The 26,994-nt window shown below is 35.4% G+C and carries 23 protein-coding genes, 1 tRNA gene and 2 other annotated features; of the genes, 6 read left to right on the forward strand and 18 right to left on the reverse strand.

Annotated elements, in window-relative coordinates:
* Nucleotides 1-148: 148 nt before the first annotated feature.
* Both ACS3UD_RS08070 and ACS3UD_RS08075 read left to right on the forward strand, forming a co-directional pair.
* Nucleotides 149-448 carry a hypothetical protein gene (locus tag ACS3UD_RS08070; RefSeq protein WP_308136968.1) on the forward strand — a complete coding sequence of 100 codons (300 nt, stop codon included), beginning with the start codon at nt 149-151 and terminating at the stop codon, nt 446-448.
* A 301-nt stretch (nt 449-749) separates the two neighbouring features.
* Nucleotides 750-971, forward strand: coding sequence for a small, acid-soluble spore protein, alpha/beta type (locus ACS3UD_RS08075; protein ID WP_308136967.1), 222 nt, complete (start codon nt 750-752; stop codon nt 969-971).
* 44 nt (nt 972-1,015) lie between these two features.
* On the opposite strand, the gene ACS3UD_RS08080 is transcribed toward ACS3UD_RS08075, so the two are convergent.
* The 10 genes from ACS3UD_RS08080 to ftsH all read right to left on the reverse strand — a co-directional run bounded on the left by ACS3UD_RS08080 (nt 1,016) and on the right by ftsH (nt 11,174).
* Nucleotides 1,016-1,912 (reverse strand): LCP family protein, encoded by an 897-nt coding sequence (locus tag ACS3UD_RS08080; protein WP_308136966.1) that lies wholly within the window; start codon nt 1,910-1,912, stop codon nt 1,016-1,018.
* Nucleotides 1,913-2,044: 132 nt separating this feature from the next.
* A complete protein-coding gene (locus ACS3UD_RS08085; RefSeq protein ID WP_308136965.1) occupies nt 2,045-2,593 on the reverse strand; it encodes a cob(I)yrinic acid a,c-diamide adenosyltransferase in 549 nt (182 codons plus the stop codon).
* Nucleotides 2,594-2,658: 65 nt separating this feature from the next.
* The gene (rsmA, locus tag ACS3UD_RS08090) at nt 2,659-3,525 is read right to left on the reverse strand and encodes a 16S rRNA (adenine(1518)-N(6)/adenine(1519)-N(6))-dimethyltransferase RsmA (protein ID WP_308136964.1); all 867 of its coding nucleotides are present in this window, start codon (nt 3,523-3,525) and stop codon (nt 2,659-2,661) included.
* Nucleotides 3,525-4,079 carry a ribonuclease M5 gene (rnmV, locus tag ACS3UD_RS08095; protein WP_308136963.1) on the reverse strand — a complete coding sequence of 185 codons (555 nt, stop codon included), beginning with the start codon at nt 4,077-4,079 and terminating at the stop codon, nt 3,525-3,527. Before rnmV ends, rsmA begins: the two co-directional genes overlap by 1 nt.
* Nucleotides 4,072-4,725, reverse strand: a complete 654-nt coding sequence (gene udk, locus ACS3UD_RS08100) for a uridine kinase (protein ID WP_308136962.1) — start codon at nt 4,723-4,725, stop codon at nt 4,072-4,074. Before udk ends, rnmV begins: the two co-directional genes overlap by 8 nt.
* A gap of 223 nt (nt 4,726-4,948) precedes the next feature.
* Nucleotides 4,949-5,683: a 3D domain-containing protein gene (locus ACS3UD_RS08105; RefSeq protein WP_308136961.1), complete on the reverse strand. Its 735-nt coding sequence runs from the start codon at nt 5,681-5,683 to the stop codon at nt 4,949-4,951.
* A 392-nt stretch (nt 5,684-6,075) separates the two neighbouring features.
* Nucleotides 6,076-6,942: a pyridoxamine kinase gene (locus ACS3UD_RS08110; RefSeq protein WP_308136960.1), complete on the reverse strand. Its 867-nt coding sequence runs from the start codon at nt 6,940-6,942 to the stop codon at nt 6,076-6,078.
* 197 nt (nt 6,943-7,139) lie between these two features.
* Nucleotides 7,140-8,063 (reverse strand): glycine betaine ABC transporter substrate-binding protein, encoded by a 924-nt coding sequence (locus ACS3UD_RS08115; RefSeq protein ID WP_308136959.1) that lies wholly within the window; start codon nt 8,061-8,063, stop codon nt 7,140-7,142.
* A gap of 364 nt (nt 8,064-8,427) precedes the next feature.
* Nucleotides 8,428-9,276 (reverse strand): glycosyltransferase family 8 protein, encoded by an 849-nt coding sequence (locus ACS3UD_RS08120; protein WP_308136958.1) that lies wholly within the window; start codon nt 9,274-9,276, stop codon nt 8,428-8,430.
* A 50-nt stretch (nt 9,277-9,326) separates the two neighbouring features.
* Nucleotides 9,327-11,174: an ATP-dependent zinc metalloprotease FtsH gene (gene ftsH / locus ACS3UD_RS08125; protein ID WP_308136957.1), complete on the reverse strand. Its 1,848-nt coding sequence runs from the start codon at nt 11,172-11,174 to the stop codon at nt 9,327-9,329.
* Between the two features lie 178 nt (nt 11,175-11,352).
* Nucleotides 11,353-11,547 (forward strand) — a binding site (T-box leader).
* Between the two features lie 36 nt (nt 11,548-11,583).
* Nucleotides 11,584-11,781 (forward strand) — a binding site (T-box leader).
* Nucleotides 11,782-11,838: 57 nt separating this feature from the next.
* Here ftsH and ACS3UD_RS08130 point away from each other — a divergent pair.
* Nucleotides 11,839-12,705 carry a pyrroline-5-carboxylate reductase dimerization domain-containing protein gene (locus tag ACS3UD_RS08130; protein ID WP_308136956.1) on the forward strand — a complete coding sequence of 289 codons (867 nt, stop codon included), beginning with the start codon at nt 11,839-11,841 and terminating at the stop codon, nt 12,703-12,705.
* A gap of 236 nt (nt 12,706-12,941) precedes the next feature.
* Here the strand turns inward: ACS3UD_RS08130 and ACS3UD_RS08135 are convergent, their stop codons facing one another.
* From ACS3UD_RS08135 to ACS3UD_RS08150, 4 genes are read right to left on the reverse strand one after another with little or no spacing between them, the layout of a single operon-like run.
* The gene (locus tag ACS3UD_RS08135; protein WP_308136955.1) at nt 12,942-14,123 is read right to left on the reverse strand and encodes a winged helix-turn-helix domain-containing protein; all 1,182 of its coding nucleotides are present in this window, start codon (nt 14,121-14,123) and stop codon (nt 12,942-12,944) included.
* Between the two features lie 55 nt (nt 14,124-14,178).
* Nucleotides 14,179-14,850 carry an HD domain-containing protein gene (locus ACS3UD_RS08140; RefSeq protein ID WP_308136954.1) on the reverse strand — a complete coding sequence of 224 codons (672 nt, stop codon included), beginning with the start codon at nt 14,848-14,850 and terminating at the stop codon, nt 14,179-14,181.
* Nucleotides 14,840-16,240, reverse strand: a complete 1,401-nt coding sequence (locus ACS3UD_RS08145; RefSeq protein ID WP_308136953.1) for an FtsW/RodA/SpoVE family cell cycle protein — start codon at nt 16,238-16,240, stop codon at nt 14,840-14,842. The genes ACS3UD_RS08140 and ACS3UD_RS08145 overlap by 11 nt, the downstream gene beginning before the upstream one ends.
* Nucleotides 16,227-16,574 carry a PadR family transcriptional regulator gene (locus ACS3UD_RS08150; RefSeq protein ID WP_213927000.1) on the reverse strand — a complete coding sequence of 116 codons (348 nt, stop codon included), beginning with the start codon at nt 16,572-16,574 and terminating at the stop codon, nt 16,227-16,229. The genes ACS3UD_RS08145 and ACS3UD_RS08150 overlap by 14 nt, the downstream gene beginning before the upstream one ends.
* Before the next feature lie 241 nt (nt 16,575-16,815).
* Here ACS3UD_RS08150 and ACS3UD_RS08155 point away from each other — a divergent pair, with 241 nt between their 5' ends.
* On the forward strand, nt 16,816-18,306 hold the full coding sequence (locus ACS3UD_RS08155; protein ID WP_308136952.1) for an IMP dehydrogenase: 1,491 nt from the start codon (nt 16,816-16,818) through the stop codon (nt 18,304-18,306).
* A gap of 88 nt (nt 18,307-18,394) precedes the next feature.
* Here the strand turns inward: ACS3UD_RS08155 and ACS3UD_RS08160 are convergent, their stop codons facing one another.
* Nucleotides 18,395-18,760, reverse strand: coding sequence for a DUF1292 domain-containing protein (locus ACS3UD_RS08160; RefSeq protein WP_308136951.1), 366 nt, complete (start codon nt 18,758-18,760; stop codon nt 18,395-18,397).
* A gap of 153 nt (nt 18,761-18,913) precedes the next feature.
* Here ACS3UD_RS08160 and ACS3UD_RS08165 point away from each other — a divergent pair.
* Both ACS3UD_RS08165 and ACS3UD_RS08170 read left to right on the forward strand, forming a co-directional pair.
* Nucleotides 18,914-18,990, forward strand: a tRNA-Pro gene (locus tag ACS3UD_RS08165).
* 176 nt (nt 18,991-19,166) lie between these two features.
* Complete coding sequence (locus ACS3UD_RS08170) at nt 19,167-19,700, forward strand: 2'-5' RNA ligase family protein (protein ID WP_308136950.1); 534 nt, start codon at nt 19,167-19,169, stop codon at nt 19,698-19,700.
* A 72-nt stretch (nt 19,701-19,772) separates the two neighbouring features.
* Here the strand turns inward: ACS3UD_RS08170 and ACS3UD_RS08175 are convergent, their stop codons facing one another.
* Genes ACS3UD_RS08175 through ACS3UD_RS08185 form a run of 3 tightly spaced genes read right to left on the reverse strand, consistent with a single transcriptional unit; the run spans nt 19,773 to nt 26,934 of the window.
* Nucleotides 19,773-20,831 carry a flavodoxin family protein gene (locus tag ACS3UD_RS08175; RefSeq protein WP_308136949.1) on the reverse strand — a complete coding sequence of 353 codons (1,059 nt, stop codon included), beginning with the start codon at nt 20,829-20,831 and terminating at the stop codon, nt 19,773-19,775.
* Between the two features lie 29 nt (nt 20,832-20,860).
* Nucleotides 20,861-22,069 (reverse strand): lactate dehydrogenase, encoded by a 1,209-nt coding sequence (locus ACS3UD_RS08180; RefSeq protein ID WP_308136948.1) that lies wholly within the window; start codon nt 22,067-22,069, stop codon nt 20,861-20,863.
* Nucleotides 22,069-26,934 (reverse strand): cytidyltransferase, encoded by a 4,866-nt coding sequence (locus ACS3UD_RS08185; RefSeq protein ID WP_308136947.1) that lies wholly within the window; start codon nt 26,932-26,934, stop codon nt 22,069-22,071. Before ACS3UD_RS08185 ends, ACS3UD_RS08180 begins: the two co-directional genes overlap by 1 nt.
* Between the last annotated feature and the right edge of the window lie 60 nt (nt 26,935-26,994).

Consider the following 26,994-nt stretch of genomic DNA (forward strand, 5'->3'; position numbering starts at 1 on the left):
TTTTTAAAATAGTGTACATGTCGTAACACTTTGAAATATGTCGAATATGATATTAATGAGCTTGGCTCAAATTTAAAAAGAATAAGGTGTTATAATGTGTTGCAATAATAGATGTAGATGTAGATGTAGATGTGGAAACGGTCAGGTTATGGGAGAATCTGAAATTCCCAGAATAGCACTGAGAGGACCCGGATGCATAAGCGGCACAGGACGATGCGATGTGCTCGGAACTGGCGGAAGAAGATGTAACAATATATTAGGTGCCGGAGGAAGAAACTGCGGAAATTTCAGAGGCACCGGAGGCAGCGGATGCAATAATAACACTGCCGGAGCTGGCGGAAACCGCTGCAATAATGTCCAAGGCTCAGGCGGAAGCAACAGATGCCACAGATGCTGCTGCGGATGGCTTTGGAATTCACTTGAAACTCCTATAACTGTTCCCAGATAATATACCTGTCGGTATGTACTACTCATAAAGCTGCTGAAAAAGCAACTATTAGCCCGATTCAGTAATTCATTTCTCTGTTATGTCTAAGCGCTTCGGGCAACAACTAAGTCAACTTGAAATTTTTCAGCAGCTTACTATTATAAGTACTCATTATCCCCATAATGAAATTACACTGGTAACTATATAACCAAGTATAAATTTTTACATTAATTTTTTATTATAGAAATATTTATCAGTTTATTTTTTTGATTGATGATAATAATAAATATATAGCTTCATAAAATGAAAGGAGCTGTATATTATGAGCAAGAACAAAATAATAGTTCCTGAAGCTCAGCAGGCCATTAATAATCTGAAAATGGAAATAGCGCAGGACTTAGGTATCCCTACAATAAACGGCACGACTTCTGAAATGTATCCTGCCATTGTTAATGGCCTGAGTGTCCGGGAAATGGTTCGAATGGGAGAAAAGATGCTTGCAAACAGGCAAACCGAATCTCCTTCTGATAGAGATATTTTCTGACACTAAATAAAAAACGCCTTCGGGCGTTTTTTTTAGTCCATTTATTATTCTATTTCGAGTATGCTGTAAACAAGATCTTTAGTTTCAGTTGTATCCATTATATAGAACGAAAGTCCATTTATTGTCTTTGAATTTCCCGGCAAAACATGAAAATTTATATTTTCAGTTGAAAGTCCAATGCTGCTCACAGCTAAAGAAGTTGCCTCAGCTAATGTAAAGTCTGTGTCCACATACGGGTAAACCTCGCTGACAACCTTAGGCAACTTAAAACTAAGCGCTTTTTTAATTGCTGATTTAATAAATCCCTGCTGAGCTTCTATTCTTCCCAAGTCACCTTCTGAATACCCCGAGTATCCGGAATAATTGGTTTTTCTAAATCTTAAAAATTCCATGGCATTATCGCCATCTATAGTCTGTACCCCGGCAGGTATGTTTATATCCAAAGGTGGATCTGAATACGGGTCGGTATATCTCATATGAAACGGTACATCTACCTCTACTCCTCCTACAGCATCAACTGCAGCTCTTACACCATCATAATCAATTGTAACAAACTTATCTACTTCAATACCTGTAATGTTTAAGACTACTTTCTTTAGTCCTTCCATCCCTTTTACAGTATAGACAGAATTTATTTTGTTGTTTGCGCTGTTTACAAAGCCGTCTCTTTCCACGTATGTATCTCTGGGAATAGAAATTATATCGGCTGTCTTTGTTTTTGTATCATAGCTTGCAAGCATTATTGTATCAGACCGTTCATGTTCTAGACCGAGCAAAAGCACGTTTATTCTTTTTTCTTTGTCGTTACCTATTATATTAAATATATCTGAAGCATCCACATTTTGATCGCTGCTAAACCCGGCAAGAACATATAAACCAGCAGTCGCAACCAGCGAAAAGCAAATGAGGGATGTAAAAAACACCTTAAGAAATCGCTTCAATTTTACTTCCTCCAAAATTAGTATCATTGATATATAATAACACAAATTATGTTTTTGTAAATAAATTAAATCTTAATTTTTAATTAATAAAGGGAAACGGATTTCCGTTTCCCTTTCAGATAATTATAGAACTTAGAGCTTTTCATTATATGCTTTTTCAAAATCCATTATAGTCAAATCACTTTCAAGGTATCTTGCATATGAATAAAGAACATCTGAAAGTCTGTTGACAAATTTAAGGAGAACATCACTAACCTGCTCATGCTTTTTTAATGTTATTATTCTTCTCTCTGCTCTTCTGCATATAGTTCTGGCTACATGCAGGTATGCCGCTGCTTTCGAAGAGCCTGGAACTATAAATTTATCTTCCCCTTTTATTTCTGAAATACAGCCGTCGATTATTTTTTCAAGAGCCGCTATATCTTCTTCCGTTATCTTATATTTGTACCTTCCTTCTTCAATTGTAGCAAGCTCACCGGCTACAAAGAAAAGGCGCATCTGAATTTTTTTGAGAGATTCCCTTATATCTTCATCTTCAACAAATCTGATTGCAACACCTATGGAAGAATTAAGCTCATCAACAGTGCCGTAGGATTCAACTCTTAACGAATCCTTGTCAATTCTTGTTCCGTCATAAAGCGATGTCTGTCCTTTATCACCTGTCTTGGTATAAATTTTCATAAATGCCTCCCATTATATTACTATATTATGTTATTGTAATATATACCCCGTTTTATGTGTTTTAATTATAAAATTAATTTACTCAATTCATCCGAAATTTTTCCGAATTGCTCCAGACACAGCATCTCTCCCCTGACACTCGGGTCAATTTCCGCATTTTCCAAAGCATTTTTAACAATATCCTTTGATATTTTCAAGTTGTTGCTCATTCCGTTAAGCAAAGTCTTCCTTCTCTGTCCGAACGATGCCTTTATTACCCTAAAAAGTAAATCTTCATCCTGTACAGTTATTCTAGGTGTGCCCAGGATGTTGAATTCAATTACTGCCGAATCTACCTTTGGCCGTGGCATAAACACGGAATTCGGAACAATCATGGCAATATTCGTATCTGCCCTATATTGTACCGCAAGAGTTATAGCTCCGAATTCTTTACTTCCAGGTGCTGAATTAAGCCTTTGAGCCACTTCCTTTTGAACCATGACCACAATCTTTGAAACTTTATATTTTTCTTCAAGTATTTTCATGATTATTGGAGTTGTTATGTAGTAAGGCAAATTAGCAACTATTTTTACATCAAGTCCGGAGAACTCTTCATCAATAAGCTTATTTACATCTACCTTCATAAAATCATCATATATTAATTTAAGGTTGTCGTAATTCAGAGTTTCCCTATGCACCTTTTCCAGACTTTTATCCACTTCTATAGCAACAACCTTTTTCGCCCTGCCGCAAAGAATCTGGGTCAGAGTACCAAATCCCGGTCCTATTTCAAGCACTCCGGAATTTTCATCCAGTTCTGCTACATCTACTATCTTATTGATTATATTTCCGTCTATGAGAAAATTCTGCCCGAGGCTCTTACTAAACTTAAATCCGTACTTATCAAGTATATCCTTCATCACTCTTGGGGAGTATAGTTTTTTGTCATCCATTATTTATCCGCTACCTCTTTTTTATCTGCCAATATAACTGCTTTTTCCAGTTCGGCTCTGGTTATACCGAATGAATTTATTCTTTTCAAGAATTGTTTTGCACTGCAATATCCTATGCCAAGCTCATCACCAACCTTGGCTCTTCTTTTGGATGCATTGTCATTGCCTGCAAGATCATAGTAAATCATATCCCTGTTAGTAAATTCCTGCCTGCATTCAGTTATTTCAGCCCGTGCATTTTTCAATGCTTCTCTTATTATGTCCGGAGAAGCATTTTCAACGCCGACATCACCGTTTTTGGTTGCCTTGTCTCTTGGAATAAAAGCATGCTTGCAGTTTTCTATTTCAGCTGAAAGCATATATCTTATTTTTTTACCGGGATAGTCCGGATCTGTAAGTATTATAATTCCTTTTCCTTTTGAAGCTCTTTTTATAGTCTTGATAATATTTTGGTTGAGTCCCAGTCCGCTTGTAGCTATAACCTGCGCATCCACAGCTCTCTTCACTGCGTTTATGTCTGATTTACCCTCAACGACTATTATTTCCTTAATCATAAGCTTTGCCCCTCATAACATTTTTAGAGCTTTCCAGCAGAGATTTAATTTTTGTAACCATAAGGTCTACAGCAACAAGGTTGTTTCCGCCTTCTGTAACAATTATATCGGCATATTTCTTGCTTGGCTCTATAAATTGTTCATGAGCCGGTCTTACCATACCCATATATTGGCTTATTACCGATTCTAGGCTTCTTGACCTTTCGTTAATATCTCTTACGATTCTTCTTAAAATTCTGATATCTGCATCAGTATCAACATATATTTTAATATCCAGCAACTCTCTTATTCTTTTTTCGTAGAATACCAAGAGCCCCTCAACTATAATTATCTCTTTTGGATCCACAGCAATCGTATCATTCTTTCTGTTATGTATTCCATAATCATAAATCGGTTTTCTTACCGAATTCCCTTTTTTTAATTCCTTTATGTGCTCTACAAACAAGTCCGTATCAAACGCAAACGGATGGTCGTAATTTGTCTTGCATCTTTCTTCATATGTTAATGAGCTCTGATCCTTATAGTATGAATCATGCTCCATTATTGTAATGCTCTTTTCGGGTACAGCTGAATATATTCTGTTAACTATTGTTGTTTTTCCCGAGCCGCTTCCTCCTGATATTCCTATAAATATTGGTTTTTTCATACATTCCTCACATGTAAATAATTTATAATAACAATATACACTATTTTTTACAATTTGCCTACATGAAAAAAGAAAAAAATCCGATTGATTTTTAAAAATTCAAAATTATAAGGTTTTTATTATTATAAAAAAATCTACTGATTAAAAAGATAAAAATGAAGTCCTCACTTATATGTGTGAGGACTTCATTTTGTTTTTAATTTATCAAGTAGCTTCAGATGGGCTACTCTAAAATATAAACTTTTACTTGTCTCATCCCATAGTTGTAACATACTGTACCGTCTTCAAAAAACAAGTCGATTCGGTTTCCCTTTATGGCACCTCCTGTATCGAGAGCCGTTGCAAAACCATAATCAGGACTGCCATCTGTAGAAGCTACGTATAGCTTCGTTCCAAGCGGGATTACACTTGGATCCACCGCAACCGTACCTGGCTGAGCTTTCGTGCCAGATGCTGTTATTCCATAGTAAGGATCACCGGGATACTTGCCGCAGCTTTCATATGATAAATCATATGCACTTGCTATCATATCAAGCTCTTCTTCAAATCTGATTCCACCTCTTGATGTGACAACTTCATATTCCTTTGTTCCTATTTCAATAATTTCGTCTACCGGATCAATGTATACTATTTCTTTTTTCAGAGACTTGGAAGTCAGTTTTCCGTCAGTATAGCATTCCTGGTAAACTGATTTCTTCATTCCGTCTGATCCTTTCTGAACTACTTTCTTATAGTCAACATATTTTTCATTGTTATATAATATTTTTGTTTCATGCTCTACTCCAGTTTTGTAAATATCATATTTTATTTCTTTTAATGAAGGTTTTGATATTGCCGTTAAGTTATTTTTTGTATCCGCAAACACATTTGCACCGATGCTTCCTTCATCATAATAATAAAATGCAATAAAGCTCATTATCAATACTGCCATAATAAATGGGTATATTTTTCTTTTCATATTATCACCAACCTTTTACTTTTTTCCAAAATTGACATTTCTACCTGTCAAATAAAGGTGTAAATTTTTACTGGAAAAATTTACTTTTTGTATAAGTATTAACTTATAGCTCTCTGGCAATCCCTATGCAAAATCCCATATTTTTTTGCACAAGTGCTATTATAACCGATTTATATAAATAAAACAAATTAATTTTTTCTTAAGTGGTGTTAAGAAATTCGACTGCTGTGCATTTTTAAGGATTTTTTATATAAATTTTCCCGTAAATTACACATAGTATTTGCTTATTTTTATAAAATATACCAATTTAACATAAAAAATACATGAAAACAGCTGGTATCGTCCTTTATGGATGCGCCATGGGCCGCTTTCATGTATGTCATCATTAATATTTATATTCGTGAATATTTATAATATTTGTGTTTCTTGTATAATTCTTTCATTATTTTTTCAAACATAACCCCTTCGGATTTCGGAGTATTTGCCTTGTGCGTTTCCTTAACCGCCTTAGAAATAAATATCGAAGCATCTTCCATAGCCTCCGGTAATTTTTTCCCTTCCAATAGGTAGCCTGTAAATAAAGAAGCAAATAAGTCACCGGTTCCTGGATACCTTGTATCAACATACTCAAAGGGAACCTTCCAATATTCATCGGTATTCTTATCATAACACGCATTTATGTGTTCTCCCTCATTGGTGGTAACACCTGTTATAACTGCCGTGCCAGGCCCCATTGAACAGAGTTTTTTCAAATACTCTTTCAAAGCAGAAATACTTATTGTCTCACCGTCATATTTTTCACCGATTAAAATTGCTGCTTCCGTCAAGTTTGGAGTAATTATGTCAGCCTTATTTACCAAGCAGCCCATTTTATGCACCATCTCAGATGTATACGTTTTATAAATTTCGCCATGATCGCCCATTACAGGATCAACTACTATTAACGGATTATTGTGTTCCTTCATTTTATCTATAATATCTATCATAATGTTAATTTGTTTCTCTGAACCTATAAAACCGCTGTACAGGCAGTCAAATTCAGCATCGTTTTTTTCCCAATTGCTGTAATATTCCTTCATATGATCAGTAAAATCAAAAAAATAAAAATATTCGTATTCAGAATGATTGCTGAGAAGTGCAGTTGGCAGAGGACAAACCTGACAGCCCAACGCTGACATTATGGGAATTATAACCGTCATAGAGCACCTTCCCATACCTGACATGTCATGTATGGCTGCTACTTTTGGAACATTTTTCATATGCCATATCCTTTCTTATAAATGTGCTACTATTATTATAAGCAATTTTGGTACTTTCAAAAGGTACAGATTGCCATAATTATAGGATAACAGCCAACACTGTCACTATAATTTAATCTGTCCATATATAAAATCTCCATAATATTATAGTTGTTTTGCAAAAAAAAGCACCCTTATTTAGGTGCTTATTCATTCGATTATTTTATAAGACCTTCTGATTCAAGCCACTCTCTGGCAACTTCTTCAGGCTCTCTCTCATTTATATCTACTTCATAATTTAATTGCATCATTGTTTCAGAATCTAATAATCCAGCAATTTCTTCAAGAACATCCTTTATTTCAGGGTTGCTTTCCAAAACATCAGTTCTAACTATAGGAGCCCCATTATAAACTGGGAAAAATGCCTTGTCATCTTCCAAAGATACCAAATCATACGCGGGTATACGCCCATCTGTTGAAAGTCCCATTGCTACATCAACCTGTCCTTCCTGTAAAGTCTTGTACATAATTCCCATGTCCATTATTTTTATATCATCTTCGTCATGCGCATATCCGTAATGTTTCTGTACTCCCGGGTATCCGTCAGGTCTTATTGCAAATTCATGACCTACCGCAACTGTTAATTCTTCTGGATTTGAATTAACATATTCAGCTAAATCGCTAAGCGTTTTTATGCCAAGCTCTTCTGCCTCCGCACGCCTCATCAGCAATGTATAGGTATTATTTAATGGTGCATACTGGAGCCATGTAATTCCATTTTTAGCATCTTCATCTCTTACTTTCTCAAAAGCTTCCTGGGAATCTGTTATAGGTTCATCATGCTGAAGGTGAGAAAGCCACGCTGTCCCTGTATATTCCCAATATAAATCAAAATCACCACTTTCAAGTGCCATACGTACTTTATCCGATCCAGCTACATTAGTTTTATCTTCCACATTAAAACCTGCATTTTCCAAAGCAATTACAGATATCTTTCCTAAAATTATTTGCTCAGTAAATTCTTTTGAACCTACCTTAATAGTATTTTCGTCTTTACCACCGCATGCACTAACTGATACTGCTATAAATAGCAACACTAATGCTAGCGCTAAACCTTTCATATGTTTTGATTTTTTAATCATAAAATTCCTCCTAAATAATTGTATTTTTAGTGAGTTCGAGTAAACTCATTAATAAGCCATTAGCTTGCAGCTCTCCTGCGCCATAAAAAAGCAACCGGAATCACTGCACCTTTGATTTATTGTAACCACAGTGCATATCCGGCCATATTTTAAAACTCAGACATTACCATACATTTTAATAGTTTTTTTATTCTTAGTAACTATAAATCAAGCCAACTACTTCAGTGTATCATACAAGTTGTTGTTTTGGCTAGGGTTTTTATACAAAAAAGAGACTTACTTTTTATGCAGTCTCTTTTTTGTAAATAAAAATATCCTTTACAAATGGTAAAACTTATCAAATAACTTCATGGTTTAATTTTTTTTAGTCATTTTTACAAAACGCATATTTATTTTTACCCCTCTTCAAAATATTTTCATAGTAATAATAAAATACTCCCAAATCTCCTCTGTAATTATTCTTCCACGGTTTGTTACGTCCGCAGTAGTGAATAATCGATGTGTTATGTGCTACCCATCTCATATCCTTTTTGTTACCAATATTTTTCGGATTAGCATTATAAAAATTCAAATATCTGTCACTGAGATTATATATCAATGCATCGAGATGCATGGTTTTATCTGCGTATACTCCGTTAAGAACATCCTGATCCGGAAGCAGCAAAAATAGTTTTTTATTTTCTATGTAATCATACACCTCCCTAACATTTTGGTTTTCTCTCAACTCCTTCAAATTCATAAGCATCACTCCAGAATTTATATATGTACTATCCTCCGGCATATCGAGCCTTATCCCGTTTATCCTCTTCAAGTTTTTGTCTACATGGGATGCGGCGGCAAAATAATTGCCGCGCAAATCCATGCTGTACAAATCACTTATCTCGTTGATTACAACAATGTCAGGATCCAGATACAAAATTTTGTCCATGTCTTGCGGAAGATATTTAGCCGCGAAAATTCTGTAATACATTTCCTTCGGATATCGGTCTGTTACAGGCGCTCCAGCAAACATATCGTCAGGAATCACAACATTTGTAATACTGCACATATCATTATCAACGCTTCTTTTAATAAAATTAAAATCATTCTCAGTCAGAGACGAATGTGCTAAATAAACATCAAATTTTTCATTACTGTTCGATGTTATAAGTGATGTAAGCATTACCGTCAACTGCTCTGCATAATTTGAATCAATCGTAACCAAAATATTCATAGGGGCAATTCTCCTCGTTTGACTATTCCTTTTACTTCTTATTGTTAATATTACTCTGGTGAATTTGGATTGTTTTTTCTGTTTAATATTTCCATAAATTCTTCACCTGTAATAGTTTCCTTTTCTAATAAATAACTTGCAAGCTCATGAAGCTTATCCTCATTTTCTTTTAAAATATTGATTGCTTTTTCATGAGCATTTTTAATTAGTTTTAAGACTTCATCATCTATTTTGCTAGAAGTTACAGAAGAGCACGCTATGGAAGACTCTCCTCCAAGATACGGATTGCTTACACTCTCCAATGCCATCATGTCAAACTCCTCGCTCATTCCGTAACGCGTGACCATAGATCTCGCAAGCTTTGTTGCCTGTTCGATGTCATTTGATGCTCCAGTTGTAAATGTATTGAAAATAACTTCTTCAGCAGCACGTCCACCTGTAAGAGTGACAATTTTATTGAATGCTTCCTCTCTCGAAAGCAGGAACTGTTCTTCTTCGGCAACCTGCATAGTATAGCCCAGTGCCCCTGAAGTACGCGGAATTATTGTAATTTTATGGACAGGCGCTGATTCTGTCTGCTTTGCAGCAACAAGGGCATGACCTATTTCATGGTATGCTACAATTTTCTTTTCCTTAGGTGAAATCACAGCATTTTTTCTCTGATATCCTGCTATTACAACTTCAACAGCTTCCTCCAAATCATCTTGGGATGTTTTACTCCTTCCATTTTTAACTGCCCGTAACGCACCTTCATTTATTATATTTGCAAGCTCTGCGCCGCTGGCACCGGCAGTTGCTCTGGCTACGGCATTAAAATCAACATTTTCATCAAGCTGCACCTTCTTTGCATGAACTTTAAGAATCGCTTCACGTCCGGCAAGATCAGGCAGCTCAACTGGGATTCGCCTGTCAAACCTGCCCGGTCTCAGCAAAGCTCTGTCCAGCGACTCTGGTCTGTTGGTAGCGGCAAGTATAACTACTCCCTTAGTACCGTCAAATCCGTCCATTTCCGTTAGTAGCTGATTTAACGTCTGCTCTCTTTCGTCATTTCCCCCTATTCCTCCGGCGCTGTCTCTTTTTTTACCTATTGTATCTATTTCATCGATAAACACAATGCACGGAGCTTTTTCCTGAGCCTGTTTAAATAAATCTCTGACCTTTGCAGCACCCATACCTACAAACATCTCAACAAATTCCGAACCTGATATAGAAAAGAACGGAACTTTTGCTTCTCCAGCAACAGCCTTTGCCAGCAAGGTCTTACCTGTGCCCGGAGGCCCCACCAAAAGTGCTCCCTTAGGCATAGATGCTCCAATTTCCTCATATTTTCCTGGATTATGAAGGAAATCGACTAATTCCGTGAGAGCTTCCTTCGCTTCATCTTGTCCGGCTACATCTTCAAATCTTTTGCCAGTTTGAGCTTCCACATATATTTTTGCATTGCTTTTACCAAACTGCATTGCTCCCGGCCCCATTCTTTTCTGCAACTGCCTGGATAATATCTGCCCTATTGCAATAAAGAACAATAGCGGAAGCACCCATGACAATACGGCATTTAAAAACGTAGAATTTTCCTTTGGTATTACCTTGGAAAACTTTATATCTTTATCATATAATCGCAACCTGTCCACTAGGTTGGGATCATCCATCTTTCCTGTTATATACACGGTCCCCTTCTGAGAGCTTGAGAGAAAGGCAATCTGCCTGTCATCTATTTCCACTTCTGTTACATCTCCTGATTCAACCATTGATAGAAATGTCCCGTAATCAACTTCTACCACTTCAGATCGAAGCTTGTTCATATATGGAACTAAAAAAGCATTTAACATTACCATTACTATGAGCACTATTCCATAATAATATATAAACGGTCTTTTTGTATTTTTTTGTTCTTTCATTCTTCCTCCTGCATTTATATCCTCATTATGATATATAAATATATAATAATATTATATCCATACATCATTAATTGAATCTTAAAATAATAAAAACATCCATTTACTTTTAAAAATCCAAATAATGGTATAAAAAAAAGATTGACAAAATTAGATTATTGGTATATTATGCAATATAAAATAAACAGCTGTGATGAGAAGCAGTAAATTTGCATGGTCCAAAGAGAGAAAACTGGTGGTGAAATGTTTTTGTCCCTCTGCATATTGAACCCGTCTTGGAGCTTTCGGGTGTGGCAACCCGAACGGCATAAACCGTTATTTAAATGAGATACTGTATACAGTAATTAGAGTGGTACCGCGGATATCCGCCTCTTTGTAGAGGTGGTTTTTATTTTTTATACCTTAAAACAGAATATGAGCTGTGATGAGAAGCAGTAAATTTGCATGGTCCAAAGAGAAAAAACTGGTGGTGAGATGTTTTTGTCCCTCTGCATATTGAACCCGTCTCGGAGCTTTCAGGTATGGCAACCTGAACGGCATAAACCGTTATTTGAAATGAGATGCCGCATTGCGGCAATTAGAGTGGTACCGTGGATAATCCGCCTCTTAGTGAGGGCGGATTTTTTATATGTACCTGATTTCTAAAAATTAATATATGGAGGCTATTATGAAAAAAAATATAGGAATAATCGGAATAGGAAATGTGGGCTCAATGATGCTTCGCAAATTTATAGAACTTAATTTATTTAAAGAAGAAAATATTTATGCAGCAAATCGTTCGGAAGAAAAGTTGGAAAGCTTAAGAAAAAAATATCCATCGCTGAATATATGTAAAAGTAATATTGAGTTGGCTCAAAACTGCAGTAATATCCTGCTATGTGTTGAACCCCTCAATTTACCTAAGGTACTTTTAGAAATCCAGCCGTATTTAAACAAAGAAACTTACTTGATGGTGTCAACCTCCATGGTTGCACACAAGGATATATATAATTTTCACAAAGGCGGTATAACTATATTCATGCCCACGCTGATATCAATGGTTAACGGTGGTGTAACACTTACTTTTCACAACAAGCTTGTGAAAGATGATAAAAGAATATTCTTTGAAAGCATAATAGGAAGCTTCAGCGAAGTTAAGATTATAGGCGAAGAAGACATTAATTTAGCACAAAATATGACAGCAAGCTTTCCAGGTTTCTTCGCCGAAATAATGCTTGAATTCGTTAAGGCCGCTTCAAAAAAAAGCACAAATTTATCGAACGATGAGCTGGAACACATGCTTTTAGTATCTCTGCTTGGTGCTTCAAGGCTACTGCTTGAGAAAAACATGAGCTTTGAAGAAACCATACACCGTGTATCCACCAAGGGGGGCATAACCTACGAAGGTGTAAAGGTATTTGAGGAAAAGCTGCCCGAGGTTTTCGATGCCGCACTTAATGCATCAACCAAGAGATATGACGAAATAACAAAATTGGCAGCGGAAAGTATAAACGGCCTTACAAATGGTTGCAATCAATGCTCAAAAGCAGTGTAAATTAATTATAAGTAATTTTAGAGCAATGAATTTGTTTAAGCACTATTGTCAGGGCATATTATTAAATAATATATCCTGGCAATATTTCATATTCCTTGCTTACAATTGCAGCTTTATTTGCTTTAGCATACTTGAATCGCTCTTGTATCATTATTTTCCTCACATAAAATAATTTCTGAAGTATAAAGTATTTAGATTCCCTTACAGTTTATTCCTCTTCAAGAACTGAATATAATTTATATCAAAACTTCTCTGATATATTCGCATTCATTAAATTCGGCAAATCTTTGGATACAGTCGCTAAGCGCCTTTTTTAACTTCTTAGTTTGCTTGACATTTTCCTCGTACCAGATATTTTTCACAATCATCGTTTTATTCTTACGATCACATACTACCTCTACTCTGCCTATAAAACTATCACCATAAAGCAAAGGAAGGACATAGTATCCGAATTTTCTCTGTAATTTAGGAGTGTAAATTTCCCACTTATAGTCAAAATCAAAAAGTATCTTAATAAGTCTTCTGTCCCAAAGCATATTGTCAAGAGGAGCAATCAGTTCACAGCGTTCTTTTAGTTTAGAATCCTGCAATACCTCTTCAAGTAAATCACAGTCAGATGAAAGACAATACAACCTGTCTTTTACATTTTCCACATTAACTCCAAGTACCCCTTCTTCTGCAAGCAGCCGCTTAAAAATTTCATTTCTCTCAGCTGCTTTTAGATTTATGATATTCAACCATGCATCAGAGGCTTTATTCCATAATAGTCCCACTGCACCAATTCTGCGCAATACACACCACTTCTGATAGTCAAGTTCGTTGGCATGCGGTCTGTGGGCATTCAATATCTTTGCGTCAATGCAATTTTCAGCAAGATCGTAATACTTAATTGTTCCTTTCTTATGATGTACTGCCAGCTCACCGCGAAAATACATGGTTTCAAGAGCGGCACGAGATAGCTTTGTATTACTCCAATACCAGTTAACCTTATTGTCAAATCCTATGTTAGCAGATGAGACAGGACCTTGTTTGCGTATTATATTTTTGATTTCTTCACATACCTTATTTACTTCGTCATGACTCCTGCCGCCGGTTTTATACACCTCACGATGACGCCATAAATACTTCCAGTCTGCAGATTGAATAATTGCAAGATTCTTATCAAAATGGTCAAGCAAGGCTCTGTCATCGTATAAAAGTGAATAAAGCATTTGCTTGGTAAAGCCTTTTACTCTGGATTGCAGTACTAGTTCGGCATTCTTACCACACACATCAATTGGATCATACTGAATACAGCCTGCTTGACGTACAAAATCAATCACACCATTCCTACCCGTAAATTTATAGTCATCTATAAGGCCGTGCTTAAGAAGTATAAATCTGCGGGCTTGCTTATTAGTTAAATAAATATCCCTCATAATTATGTTTTTCCCCTTTAACAGATTTCCATATAACCGACATCTATAAAGCTTTTTACTTGCCTTCTAATTCTAATTTTAGTTTTTTAAAAAACTCATCCATAAATTTCATTCTTTCTTTGCTTATTTCTTTTGCCTTATCAGTATATAATTTATCAGGAATCTTTTTTAGCTTAAATTCATATTCAATTAATGCCGAGTGTTTTGACCAATTCTTAATCCTCCCGTTTTCTGCAGTGTTTGATGAAAGATAATCGTCAATTGAATCGCTTAATGCTAACCCTTGCCCGCTTTGGCCAGATAACATAAAAGCTCGAGCAATGCCTACAGCTCCTATTGCGTCAATCTTATCTGCGTCAAATAGTATTTTAGCTTCTATCGTAATAGGTTTATTTCCTGTTCTATACCTGTGTGCTAATATGCAATGTTTAATTTTCTCAACTTTTTCTTTATCATAGTCCATATTTTTCAATATATCGCCGGCCAATTTGCTCCCTAAGACAGCATGATCCGTTTTTCCCGTTTTATCCTCTATCTCATCAACTCTTGCAATATCATGAAGCAGTGCCGAGGGAACAAGAACATCCAAATCTACATTTTTTTCATGTTCGGCAAGCATCAGGCATAGGTTGTATACCCTCATAACATGGTCCAGGTTATGAGCAGAACACTTTAATTTATCACGGACTATTCGCAGAATTTCATTATGTATTTCATTATTGTTCATTATTTACCTCCAAATTCTTTTTTAATTTAGTATTCAAATCAATAGTAATCTTGCCTTCTGAATATTCGAATAACTTATTTTTGTTTAGTGCATGTTTAGGTTTATCATCATAGTATAAATCCCCTGTATTAAATACTGAAAGCAATATTCCTATTAATATCATATTTATTACAATTGATGCTGACCCGTATGAAAAAAACGGCAAAGTAAGTGGGGATAACAGTTGAAATCCTAAATTATAAATAACATATACAAAAACTTGCATTGTAAATGTAATTAATATAGAAGTTGATACCAATTTTGCCAAAACACTTTTTTGTTTCTTGCAAAGCTTAAATAAACGAATAATAAATATTATAACAATCATCGTTACAACAATAAATGAAACCCAGCCTACTTTATGTATTAAATATGTTAGTAAAAGATCACTATGTTTACTAGGCAAAGTAACTCCTGCATATTCACCTAAAGAACCTTGTCCAAAAAGCTTTGCACCAGAAATTCTATTGCGCACAAAAATTGTCAGCCATCCTGAAGTTTGTGGTTCAAGGGAAGGATTAAAAGCCCCTTGAAGCCTATGGAACATGTAAGATCTCGTTGAAATTATTACAAGCATAGAAGTTGTAGATACCAATGCAACAACTCCATAGACAAGAGAAAGTGCGTTTGATTTTTTTACATTAACCCAGCCATTTAAAATCGCTGCTGTCAACAACATAAGGCATGAAATTGAATAAATTATAATGCTTGAAATAGTCCTTGCATTTAAACAAATAACAGCAGGTATGAAAAAAAATATGCCCATTTGTATTATTCCCAGATAGCTTTTGTTTCTCATTTTATGTATAATTCCTGCAAAAATCGTTGGGAAAAATAGAAGTATAAACGAAAAAGTTGTTGGTGAAAAGTAAGGATTATTATTCGTAAAAGTTACTATAACTAAAACTATCAGTCCAAAAAAAATTTTCTTAGGATGTTTTCCGATTATAGTAAAATCTAAAAAATATGCTGTAGTCATAAATGCAAATCCAATTATAATACTTAAAATATCCTTAGATATAGATATATTTATGTTTTCGGCAGAATTGTAAATTACAAAGTATCTAACTAAAAATCCCATAAATACCATAATACATGTTAAAATAACAATACTCCACTCAACTTTTGGTCTGTATGATCGGTCAAATTCTGTTCCAATCAGTACCGGATCACCCATTTCAATAATTGCTTTTTCCGTTGCAGTTTTATCATCTAAACCGCTATTTATAAATGCATTTTTTTGATCAACTATATGATCTTTTATTTCTTCCGAAATCAAATCATGAGCCTTTTTCCATCTTACTTGTTCACAAACAGTCTTTACGTATTCGGTAATATTAGATTGTTGCAATATTCGCACCCCCTTGCAAAACTTGATTAATGGCAAATGCATAAGCATCCCATTCTTCTTTTTTTTCTCTGAGAACACCTATTCCTTTAATTGTAATACTGTAATATTTTCTTACTCTAGAACTGTCAGCATTTTCTATATAGGAACTTATCAATTCTTGTTTCTCAAGGTTATGCAAAAGTGGATATAGTGTACCTGCTTTTAATGAGAATATATTATTTGATCTTTTTTCAAGTTCTTCAATCATTTCATATCCATACATGTCCTTATCTTCCAGTAGCCTTAACAAGAGCATTGATGTACTTCCCGACAGCAAGTTTTTATTACCAGACATATTTACTTGATCCTCCTTTATATAGATTATCTATACAAATTATATATAGATAATCTATATATGTCAATACTTAAAGTATAATAATTACGATTCGCCACTTGCATTCTTCTGATATCTGTTGATTGCACAATACAAACGATTTCTAAAAAAATATAATATTGACAATACAATCTTGTTGTGATAACCTCAAGAATAATTATTAATTTTGTTTATGGATTACATATGAAAAGGAGAAACAATAATGGCAAGAATTATCAACGAGCCTTCCAGAACGTTTGGAGAATATTTGCTTTTACCAAGTTTAACCACAAAGGATTGTATTGTTGAAAATGTGGATTTAAGCACACCTATATGTAGATATAAAAAAGGCGATGAACCGGAATTAAAATTGAATGTTCCTTTTTCATCGGCAATTATGCAGTCTGTTTCCGACAATAACATGGCAATAGCACTTGCAAAAAATGGAGGAATATCTTTTATATATTGCTCTCAGTCAATTGAAAGCCAGGCAGAGATGATACGCAAGGTAAAAAAATACAAAGCTGGCTTTGTTATAAGTGACTCAAATCTGACACCTGAGGATACCCTAAAGGATGTTCTTGAACTTAAAAAAAGAACAGGACATTCAACCATGGCAATTACTGAGGATGGTTCCTCAGATGGAAAACTTTTGGGAATCGTAACCAGCAGAGACTACAGAATTACAAGAGACCCTCTTGATAAAAAAACAAAGGAATTTATGACTCCTGCTGAATCTCTTATAGTGGGCCACGAGGGCATCACCCTTTCAGAAGCAAATGATATTATCTGGCAGCATAAGTTAAATGCTCTACCCATAATTGATGACGATTTTAACCTTGTATACATGGTTTTCAGAAAAGACTACTCTGAGGATAAGGAAAATCCCCGATCATTGCTTGATAAACAGAAAAGATACATTGTTGGTGCAGGAATCAATTCTAGAGATTACAAAGACAGAGTCCCAGCGCTTGTTGAAGCAGGAGCCGACATATTGTGCATAGATTCTTCTGAGGGATTCAGCGAATGGCAGCACGACACCATAAAATGGATTAAAGGAAAGTACGGTGACAAGGTCAAAGTAGGAGCAGGTAATGTCGTTGAAGAAGAAGGCTTTAATTACCTTGCTGATGCGGGAGCAGATTTTGTTAAAATAGGTATAGGTGGAGGATCCATCTGCATAACAAGAGAACAGAAGGGCATAGGAAGAGGCCAGGCTTCTTCAGTACTGGATGTTGCAAAGGCACGAGATAAATATTATGAAAATACTGGAATTTACGTACCCATATGTTCTGACGGTGGTATTGTGCTAGATTACCACATAACGCTGGCACTGGCTATGGGCGCTGACTTCGTAATGCTTGGAAGATATTTTGCCGGTTTTGACGAAAGTCCAACTACCAAAATCAAGTATGGCAACGGTTATGTAAAGGAATATTGGGGTGAAGGCTCAAACAGGGCAAGAAACTGGGCAAGATATGATCTTGGTGGAAAAGCTGGCCTTCAATTTGAGGAAGGCGTAGATTCATATGTGCCTTATGCCGGCAAACTTGATGATGGGTTGGGTTCAACAATCCATAAAGTAAAAAGCACAATGTGTAACTGCGGTGCAAAATCAATTAAGGAACTGCAAAAGAACGGAAAACTCACAATTGTTTCTGCTACCTCAATTTCTGAGGGCGGAGCTCATGATGTTATTCTAAAGAACCAATAATTACAATATAAAAGACAGCTCAGGCTGTCTTTTTTTATGTGTTTTATATTGTGTTTTATATTGTGTTTTATATTGTGTTTTATATTATTTATTCTTCATCCTCATCATCTAGCAACTCGTCAATTTCAGCTTCGTCCAGTATTTCATCAAACGCTGTCGTAACTTTCTCGTATTCTTCGTCTGATTCAATACTAAGAAGTTCAAAAGAGCCGTCTTCATGTTCTTCAAAGCCATATAAGAATACTTCACCGTCTTCCTGATTTTCAAGCGGTAAAAGAGCTATGTAATCTTTTTCTCCAACAGGGAATATGGCAATAATGGCACATTCCATTTCTGTGCCGTCTTCGAGGGTAATAGTCATTATTTCTTCTTCATGTTCGTGTTCACAGCCGCATCCGCATCCGCAGCCTTCATCTTCGCCGCATCCACAGTCGAATAATTCATTATCATTCATAATATTTACATCCTTAATATTATTTTATCAATTATATTGATAGATATTTAAACTCTATCAGAATGCACTTTAAATTGCAAGAAATAATTTTGTATTATTTTATTAAATCTTTCTTTACAAAATACAGTTTTTTGTTTATAATAGTAGTGTAACCGGGATGTAGCGCAGTTTGGTAGCGCACAAGCATGGGGTGTTTGGGGCCGCAAGTTCGAATCTTGTCATCCCGACCAAGCTAAAAGTTGTATTTTTGTTGGTAATAACCAATAAAAGTGCAGCTTTTTTTGTTAAAAATAGCACATATAGTTTGATACTTGGAGCTGCTTTTATTTGGACGTAATTTGACAAGATTTATTTCTGATAGTATAATTTACTAAAAACTCTGTAATTAAAATAATGAGGGGGTATTATGGATCAGCTACGAACTCTATGTGTCATGGGCACATTTGATAATCAGGCAAACCAAGAAGTGCACCGAATAAAAGACAAGCTAAAAATGCATGGTATAGCTACTGATGAATACGAGCCGCACATAACATTCGGCATATATACAGAATTAAATGATGAGGATCTGCTACAGTGGATTGATAAAATTGCAAAGCAACAGAAAAGCATTAAAATCCACTTAAACCATTTTGGTTTTTTCACAGATGCTCGCTTATGCTTTTTGGCCCCCTGCTCAAGCTGGAATCTACTTGAGCTTCACTCAAACATACACAAAAGATACGATGAATGTTGTACTGATAAAGGATGCTTGTTCTCTCTGAAGCAAAACAGCTGGACACCTCATATGTCAATAGCTTCGATTGATCCAGGTCAGGAACAGAAGATACTTTCAATCCTTTGGGAAAGTTTTTCTCCATTTACAGCTGAAATCACCAGCTTGAAGATAACTTCTTCTGATATGAGCAAAGCCGTAGGCGTGTTTGAACTGAACAAATGATTATTGACCGCCTTGTACAGTAACGAAACAGGCGGGCTTTTTATAAGCTAAATTAACCTGACAGCAGCCAGGTTAATTTTTTTTACTAACACAGCTCTTTATGTTTTCAGCAAACCTCTTAGCTTTATGGTCTATATTTTCTATTTTATCAATAGCTCCGAAATCATTTGCTGTCTCCATCAGAGCAAATTTCGGCGGCAGCATAAAAGTCTTGTTTATATTAAGCGAACTTATGAGCTGCTGTGCTATTATATCGCTTCCGCTGAAACCTGAAACTATAACTGAATATACATATTTGTCATAAAATTTAGTTTTCCTGAACAAAGAAGTGAGCCTGTTAATTACAGCTGACAAATTGGCGCTTATGGAATCATTGTAATTAGGACACAACATTATGAGAATATCGCAATCAAGTATAGCAGGATACACTTCTTCAACCATTACTCCTCCATAAAAGCAGTTAGTGCTCTGTGAATAGTGCTTGCAGGCCTTGTACGGGCAACCCTTGCAGTCTCTCACAGACCCGTTTTCTATATGTATCTCTTTAATGTTGTAACCTGTTAGATTTTTTTTAACTTTATTCCATAGAGACAGCGTATTTGAGGTTCTGTAATTGCTTGCATGAAGCGTAAGTATTTTAGGATCTGATATTTTTGTTACCTTGAAATCAATTAATCTTTCTACAACATTTCTGCTGTCACTGAAGCATATTTCTTCAAGATTCATACCTGGTATTCTTTTTTTCTGGGTACTGAAGTTTTTTAGAGAGCCTGTAGCTTCCGAAAGCGGCCTTCCCGGGAACATACATCCAGCCAGATTACAGTACAGTATTATTTTGCGCGCAACATCTCGTGAATATAGCTCATTACCGCTGTTTATGAGAACACTTCCAAATGAATCTTGCATAAAATCATCCCCGGACAGCTTAATTTTATTTAAGATTTTGAACAGCTCAATATTTATTCCTGAATCTCCGAGATCTACCGCAAATAATATTCTCTTATTTTTCAGATTATTAATTTCGCATGATTCTCTTATTATTTCAATCTCGTACCCTTTTGTGGAATATTCGTACATTTTACGAAGTCTTTCCGAAACTTCTCCTGGCATTATTACAGTTAATTTACTCATTGCTTCACCCCCGTTATGCAAACATCAGTTCAAATAAATTTTTTCAATTCATTATATGTTTTTTCAAGACGCTTAAACAATTTATTGGGCATTATAATTTTTTCTATTTCCAGCCCTGATGGAATATTTCTGTTTTTAGCTCCCATAAATACTCCCCCCAAGTAGTTGGAACTGTAATGCCATTTACCCTCCAGTGTCAGCACAATGGATATTGCACCAGATGACAGAGCAGGTGCTATATACGGCTTAAACCCGGTTTCACGAACCTGAAGATTTGCTTGAACAGCAAGCTTCGTAAGCTCCTCAGAGAGATTATTGTCATAACTATCTATGCTGTTTGCAATAACCAAACCATTTCCATGAGGTCCAAATGCTCTTCCATGTGATAAATAAGATGAATATTTATCATCCTTTTTAGCATAATAGGCAGCTCTTGCATTCATGACGCCAAGGCCGTATCCCTTTATCTGTTCAGGAGCAAGTTTCCCTTCGCTTTCTTTGAGAACAGAAGCGCACAAAGGATCAACAGGATCAGACACAACAGCGAATATTCCTGTAAAGTTTTTTTTCGCAGCCATTACCGCGTATTCTTTTATAAGCTTTTTATTTTCCTCAAATTGAACCATTCTTACGTCAATACCTTCAGACCCTACTGGAGGAACTCCCTTTGAAGCACAGAACACAAACATATCACAGTCAAACAATTCCTCTTTTGAAATTCCCTGAACTTCAGGAAATGAATAAAAATCAAAGGGATAGGAAGTTTGATTCATTTCATATTCCCATCTTTTAATCTTATCCGGACTTCTGTCAAATATACCTATGCTTCCTATGGAATTCCCGCCAAGCAGTCTAAGTCCCGTAAGAAGCGTGCTTCCCACATCTCCAAGCGCCAATATATTTACTTTCTTCTTTATGTTACACTCCATTGAAAGGCAGTCCTCAAAATCATTATAGGAGGTATTTACGGCTTTTATCTTTCTTTGCTCAATTAGCCTCGTTATTTTATCGTCTATATCATAGCATCTATCTGTTAACTTCAACATTTCAAGGCTTTCTTCCATGGCGAAAATATCTGATGTATGCGACACGGCATAAGATTTTTTAGATTTATTCTTATCAATGTTGCAAAGAAAATAAAGCTCATTAAGATTATCCGGCAAACTTTCCAGTTTTTCAAAATTGTAATTATCTTCAAGGGAAAAAAGGTACGTGTTCTTGTATTTGTAATAAAACATTATTTAATAATCCTTTCAAGCTTTATAAGTTTTTCGATGCTGCCGCCCATAAAGCCGGAAGCCTCCTTGTTCAGGTCGTAATATATGTTCTCACCTAAGTATGGAAGTCTGGGCGAAATCAAAACTTCTCCAAGTCTTTTAACGGTAAGCTTTTTCTCATACATCTCTTGATACTCTGCTTCAAGTGCCAAAAGAATCGATCTTGCATTTTCAAGGCAGACCATTGACAGATTATAAATCGATTCGTTTGTTGCCTTGCTTATATACATTGGCGAATAATACGGAAGTATCAGATTTATGGATGGAATCAAATTCTGCATATTTTCATTATTCATCCACATACCGTCTCCTCCTAAAAATGGATACATAAGGTTTTCGTTAAACCATATCCTCAAATTCGGTATAAAGTATGCACAATCATAATCTCTTCCCTGAATTTCCATCAGGTCCTTTCCTCTTCCCGACATAATGCCGACTATTATTTTTTTAACATCTACATTGTACCTTTTGAGTATTGGATCCAATTCTTTTATTCTGTATCCTTTGTGAAGTAGGTCATCGACCAAAATAACTGGTTTTTCAAAGGATTTTATGGTTTTTACCTGAATTTCTATAGGTGAATAAAAAGGATACTCAGTTATCTTGAATGTCATTGCATCCGTTGAATATACCTTCTCTGTATGAAGAGACTTTGTAACCGTATTTGGAACAACCATCCCTTTTAAAATATTTCCGAAGGGAACACACATATTTTCCCCTATCGCTCTGGGAATCTGCATTTCATTGTTGACATTATTTATGCTGCATATTTTGTTTATAAGCGTCTGGTTAATCATGTCATTGTCAATGGACAGAACCAAGGATCCCGGGTAAAGCTCAGTCAGTGACTTTTGAAGCCTCTTTCTGGCAGCTTCGATAGCATCGTGAACCTTCTCATTTGTGCTGAGAGATTCTTTTAAAAAGCTCTTCATGTTCAGTGTCAGGCATATTGGAAATTTCATATCAACAGCATATACGGATTTATTCATACCTTCATCATGAATTTTTTTGAACCCCTGATGCTTTAATGTATCTATTATGGTGTCCGAGTTCGTATTGGACATATTGTTGTAATAGAGAGCATAAGTAAAATCATTTTTCAAGCAGTATGCAAGAGTTTCAGTCAGTATTATCTGTTCCATATTGTTATAAATCTTGCTAGGATTCATAAAAATACCATCTATTATAATTATTCTTCCTGCCGTGTTTTCTCTTACATAATTTGCAATATACTGACTTTGAAACTCACCGTATACCTCTGATGAAGCAATTTTATGAAACGCTGAGAATCCAAGAAGCTTATTTGAATTCTTGCTGTCTCTTATAACGAGAAGCTTAATTTTTTTGGAAATGAGCTGTTCTCCGATATTTTCATATAAACTCGTATGCATGAAAATGTAGTGGCCTATTTCATCCACAATTTTTTGGCTCAGATCATCTATTATCTCGATTGTAAACGGCTTAGATTTTAAGATACCCTTATTTAAAGGCTCTCTTGTATAGAGATTTCTGTCATAAATAAAGCTCTGCGCCAGAGAATCTATTAAGTTAGATATATCTCTGTTATTATCTATGTTATCTCTTATCTGAGTTGAGCTTATATCTTCCAGATACATTGGAAGCTGAAGATCAACTATAGTTCCTTTGATTCTGCTTTTAGCATCTTCAGTCTTCTTGGCAGATGAAGGCACTTCATCCTGAGTGCGTTTAAACACAATATGATTAAAACTGTGTATTGAATGCTTTGTAGGTCTTGACTTGTATGCTGTAGCATTTAGGAGGACATCACTACCCACAACAATATATATTTCCTTTTTCGGGAACAGTCCTTTAAGGGCTTTTAAGTCATTGGAACTTGACAGATTCACAGGCACATCGTCTGGAAACAAAAATACTCCCAATTCGTCGGCGATGGACATGTTAATTATCTGTCTTCTTATCATCCTAGGCTGCACTTTCTTAGACCATGAGAATTCATCAACCGATAAATATACCTCATATCCAAGATTTCGTATTGCTGTTACGATTCCTTTGTGGCTCAATGAAAAAGGATCAAAGGTACCGGGGAAAAATGCAATGTTCCCATTCACATGTATATCAAAATTTTTATAATAAAATTCATAATCACTTATAAACCTGTATATATGATTAAATGATGATGAGTTATTAAAGAAAAATAAATCTTCCAGCTCTTTTTCATTTATCAATGTCAAAAGTTTTTTGTATAAAATCAAAAATAATTTGTGCTTTTCTTTCAAGCTGAGGATCTTAGACCCAAACACATTCTGCCCTATAACAAAAAATGTTTCCTGCTTTATTTGAGTGTTATAATTTGCAAGGCCGCTTAAAATAATACCCAGCATTTTTTTAAGTCTCTTATTATACGATTCTTCATCTTCTTTAAACCTATCTATGTACTCTGGGTAATACTGTAATATTATGCCAAATGTATTAATTACCAGCACACTGACACGGGGATTAGTTCCTTTGTAAATTATATTCAAATCCAAAATGCATTCATCAAGTTCTTTGGGAGGCAGAAGCATCATAAACCTGCCCAGATATTCCGGAATGTACTTTGCATATTGAAGTTCATCTATTTCAAGGCCTTTAAATAGCTCCACCGCTATTTCATTTCTCTGTTCTATTGATAAAAACGGTCCTATTTCAACCAAAGAATTTCCAGCCTTATTTCTTACGGATTCCTTAGCGCTTACCTTTACCAGATTGGCAAGGTGCGTTGCAGTCTGAAGCAATGTAACTTCGTTTTTACTTTTTATGTTTTCCATAATAAAATCAATGCTGATTGTTTTTACATTCCAAGGTGTAGCAGCTTTTAAGTTATTCAGAAACAGTTCGGAGGTTTTGTATATACTGCTGCTCATAAGTTCATTGTATTTATCCGAAACATAATCAGGCGCATCTAGTTTTTTTGCTATTCTGCCCTTTAAATAATTTATACACAAACCGTCATTCTCATTTACTTGCAATGCAAATTCACGCAGCTTATCTAATGATGCCTTAGCACTGCTTTTATAGTTTACAAGCATGTTAAAAAACTGAACCGCCATCAGACTTATATTTTGTGCAGTATCATTAACAGAATCAAGTGAATACGAAATCACAAATTCCAACTGCTCTTTCTCATACAAGTCAATCGGAATGCTCAATAAGGAATTTAAAACATTGAATCTGGCAACCTCGTCTGCATTAATTTCTTTTATTTTTTTAATAAATATCTCAAGATAGCTTTTCTTATCCTTGTTCCTGCTTGAGTTAATAACGCTGTCGACAAAAACTCTCAATGAATATCCAATCCATTCCTTATGGTTATCTGTTACCTTGTAGCCAGGATCAAGAAATATACCTAAGTATTTATCCCATATTGATAACCCTGTATTCTCTTCAATAAACTCAATTTTAACATCCTCAGGCAGCTCTTTTGAATGCTCGGGATCGTATGTTACAATTATTTTTCCCATAAGGCCTGCTACCTGACGCCTGATATCACCTTCCCTGTGCACCAGCATTTCGTACAGGAAGCTTAGCGTAAACAGCTTCTCTTTTTGAGAAAGATATATGTAGTACTCTTCCAATATATTCAGATATGCCCTTAAGTTCTGCCAGTTCTGTTCGCTTCTTGCTGATTCTATCATACTTGAGAACACAACTTCATTGTTTAGCTTGCTCATCAATGAAGTATTGTGCTCTATAGCCATGTACTTAAAGTTTTCAACAACCTCATACCCGTCCAGAAGAGCATAGTCAACAAATTTAGACGGCATAGGTTCGTCAGTTTTGAAATCTATATTAATTCCTTCATGCACTATATAATTTTCAAAATCTTTGAGCTTGGAATAAACTCTTTGATATCTTTTTTCCTTTTTTTCATCCACATTATCAAGCTTGTCAAGTATGATTTGGAATGACTCACTCAAATCATAAATGTGCATTTCAGGTCCATTCTTTGTAGACATATTTTTGACTCTGAAATCGGCATAAATCAAAATAAGAGATTCTAACGGCAGATTTTCCAGCTCAAGATCCCATGTTGAATGGTTTGTTGCAATAAGGCCTATATTAGGCATATTGTACTTAGTAAACCATTGATCTGTATAATAATAATGCAGATACGCAACCCTTCTTTTTTCCAATCCTTTACAACCGTACTTGCCTATATCATGTCCTGCAGCAGCACCTGAAACAAGACCCAGGTTAACATGCGAACCCACCTTCTTAAGCTGGCTGGCAATATGCATTGCAACATAGTGAACAGCAGCAACGTGGTTTAACGTGTTGAATCCGTTCACCTCATGATCCAGCATCATAAGTTCATATATATAATTTTTTTCAAACTTATCAAGGAAGGTGATATATTCCTCCTGGTTTGGCAAATCTTTTATATCATCTTCACTTAAAAATTTAAAATCAGTAAATTTATCGAACATGCCGCTGTTATGCCCATGTCGAAGTATTGTTTTCAGCATTTCCAGGTATATGAGAGCGCCATTTTCGTATTTTGTAAAAAGTTTGATCGTTGTTGCGTCAGGAAATGATTTATGCAGTGTATATTGGAATATGTATGACAGCCAGTCTTTAGGAGACTCATTGCAAACGTTATTTAATATGTCGAAAGACAAATCCAGTACATCTCTGCATAATAATTGGTTTTTGTTAATAAGTATAAGAAGGTTATTAACAAATTTTTTATTGATGATAGAAGACTGTATTTTTTCTTCTGAAACATTAATTTTTTTCAAAAAATCTTTTTTTGTTAGACTTTGCAGTATTTCCTTATGTAACTCATTCAACATAAATCTACTCATAATATACCTCATTAAATTAAAAGTTCAATGTAAACATTATACCATATGAAAGTTTATACT

The sequence above is a fragment of the Sedimentibacter sp. LTW-03 genome (assembly GCF_052059825.1).
In the GTDB taxonomy this organism is placed as follows: domain Bacteria; phylum Bacillota; class Clostridia; order Tissierellales; family Sedimentibacteraceae; genus Sedimentibacter.

Bases quoted from the DNA above. Each gene is read 5' to 3' on its own strand.
- ACS3UD_RS08070 (WP_308136968.1), top strand. From the start codon at position 149: ATGGGAGAATCTGAAATTCCCAGAATAGCACTGAGAGGACCCGGATGC.
- ACS3UD_RS08075 (WP_308136967.1), top strand. From the start codon at position 750: ATGAGCAAGAACAAAATAATAGTTCCTGAAGCTCAGCAGGCCATTAAT.
- ACS3UD_RS08085 (WP_308136965.1), bottom strand. From the start codon at position 2,593: ATGAAAATTTATACCAAGACAGGTGATAAAGGACAGACATCGCTTTAT.
- rsmA (WP_308136964.1), bottom strand. From the start codon at position 3,525: ATGGATGACAAAAAACTATACTCCCCAAGAGTGATGAAGGATATACTT.
- rnmV (WP_308136963.1), bottom strand. From the start codon at position 4,079: ATGATTAAGGAAATAATAGTCGTTGAGGGTAAATCAGACATAAACGCA.
- udk (WP_308136962.1), bottom strand. From the start codon at position 4,725: ATGAAAAAACCAATATTTATAGGAATATCAGGAGGAAGCGGCTCGGGA.
- ACS3UD_RS08105 (WP_308136961.1), bottom strand. From the start codon at position 5,683: ATGAAAAGAAAAATATACCCATTTATTATGGCAGTATTGATAATGAGC.
- ACS3UD_RS08110 (WP_308136960.1), bottom strand. From the start codon at position 6,942: ATGAAAAATGTTCCAAAAGTAGCAGCCATACATGACATGTCAGGTATG.
- ACS3UD_RS08115 (WP_308136959.1), bottom strand. From the start codon at position 8,063: ATGATTAAAAAATCAAAACATATGAAAGGTTTAGCGCTAGCATTAGTG.
- ACS3UD_RS08120 (WP_308136958.1), bottom strand. From the start codon at position 9,276: ATGAATATTTTGGTTACGATTGATTCAAATTATGCAGAGCAGTTGACG.
- ftsH (WP_308136957.1), bottom strand. From the start codon at position 11,174: ATGAAAGAACAAAAAAATACAAAAAGACCGTTTATATATTATTATGGA.
- ACS3UD_RS08130 (WP_308136956.1), top strand. From the start codon at position 11,839: ATGAAAAAAAATATAGGAATAATCGGAATAGGAAATGTGGGCTCAATG.
- ACS3UD_RS08135 (WP_308136955.1), bottom strand. From the start codon at position 14,123: ATGAGGGATATTTATTTAACTAATAAGCAAGCCCGCAGATTTATACTT.
- ACS3UD_RS08140 (WP_308136954.1), bottom strand. From the start codon at position 14,850: ATGAACAATAATGAAATACATAATGAAATTCTGCGAATAGTCCGTGAT.
- ACS3UD_RS08150 (WP_213927000.1), bottom strand. From the start codon at position 16,574: ATGTCTGGTAATAAAAACTTGCTGTCGGGAAGTACATCAATGCTCTTG.
- ACS3UD_RS08155 (WP_308136952.1), top strand. From the start codon at position 16,816: ATGGCAAGAATTATCAACGAGCCTTCCAGAACGTTTGGAGAATATTTG.
- ACS3UD_RS08160 (WP_308136951.1), bottom strand. From the start codon at position 18,760: ATGAATGATAATGAATTATTCGACTGTGGATGCGGCGAAGATGAAGGC.
- ACS3UD_RS08170 (WP_308136950.1), top strand. From the start codon at position 19,167: ATGGATCAGCTACGAACTCTATGTGTCATGGGCACATTTGATAATCAG.
- ACS3UD_RS08175 (WP_308136949.1), bottom strand. From the start codon at position 20,831: ATGAGTAAATTAACTGTAATAATGCCAGGAGAAGTTTCGGAAAGACTT.
- ACS3UD_RS08180 (WP_308136948.1), bottom strand. From the start codon at position 22,069: ATGTTTTATTACAAATACAAGAACACGTACCTTTTTTCCCTTGAAGAT.
- ACS3UD_RS08185 (WP_308136947.1), bottom strand. From the start codon at position 26,934: ATGAGTAGATTTATGTTGAATGAGTTACATAAGGAAATACTGCAAAGT.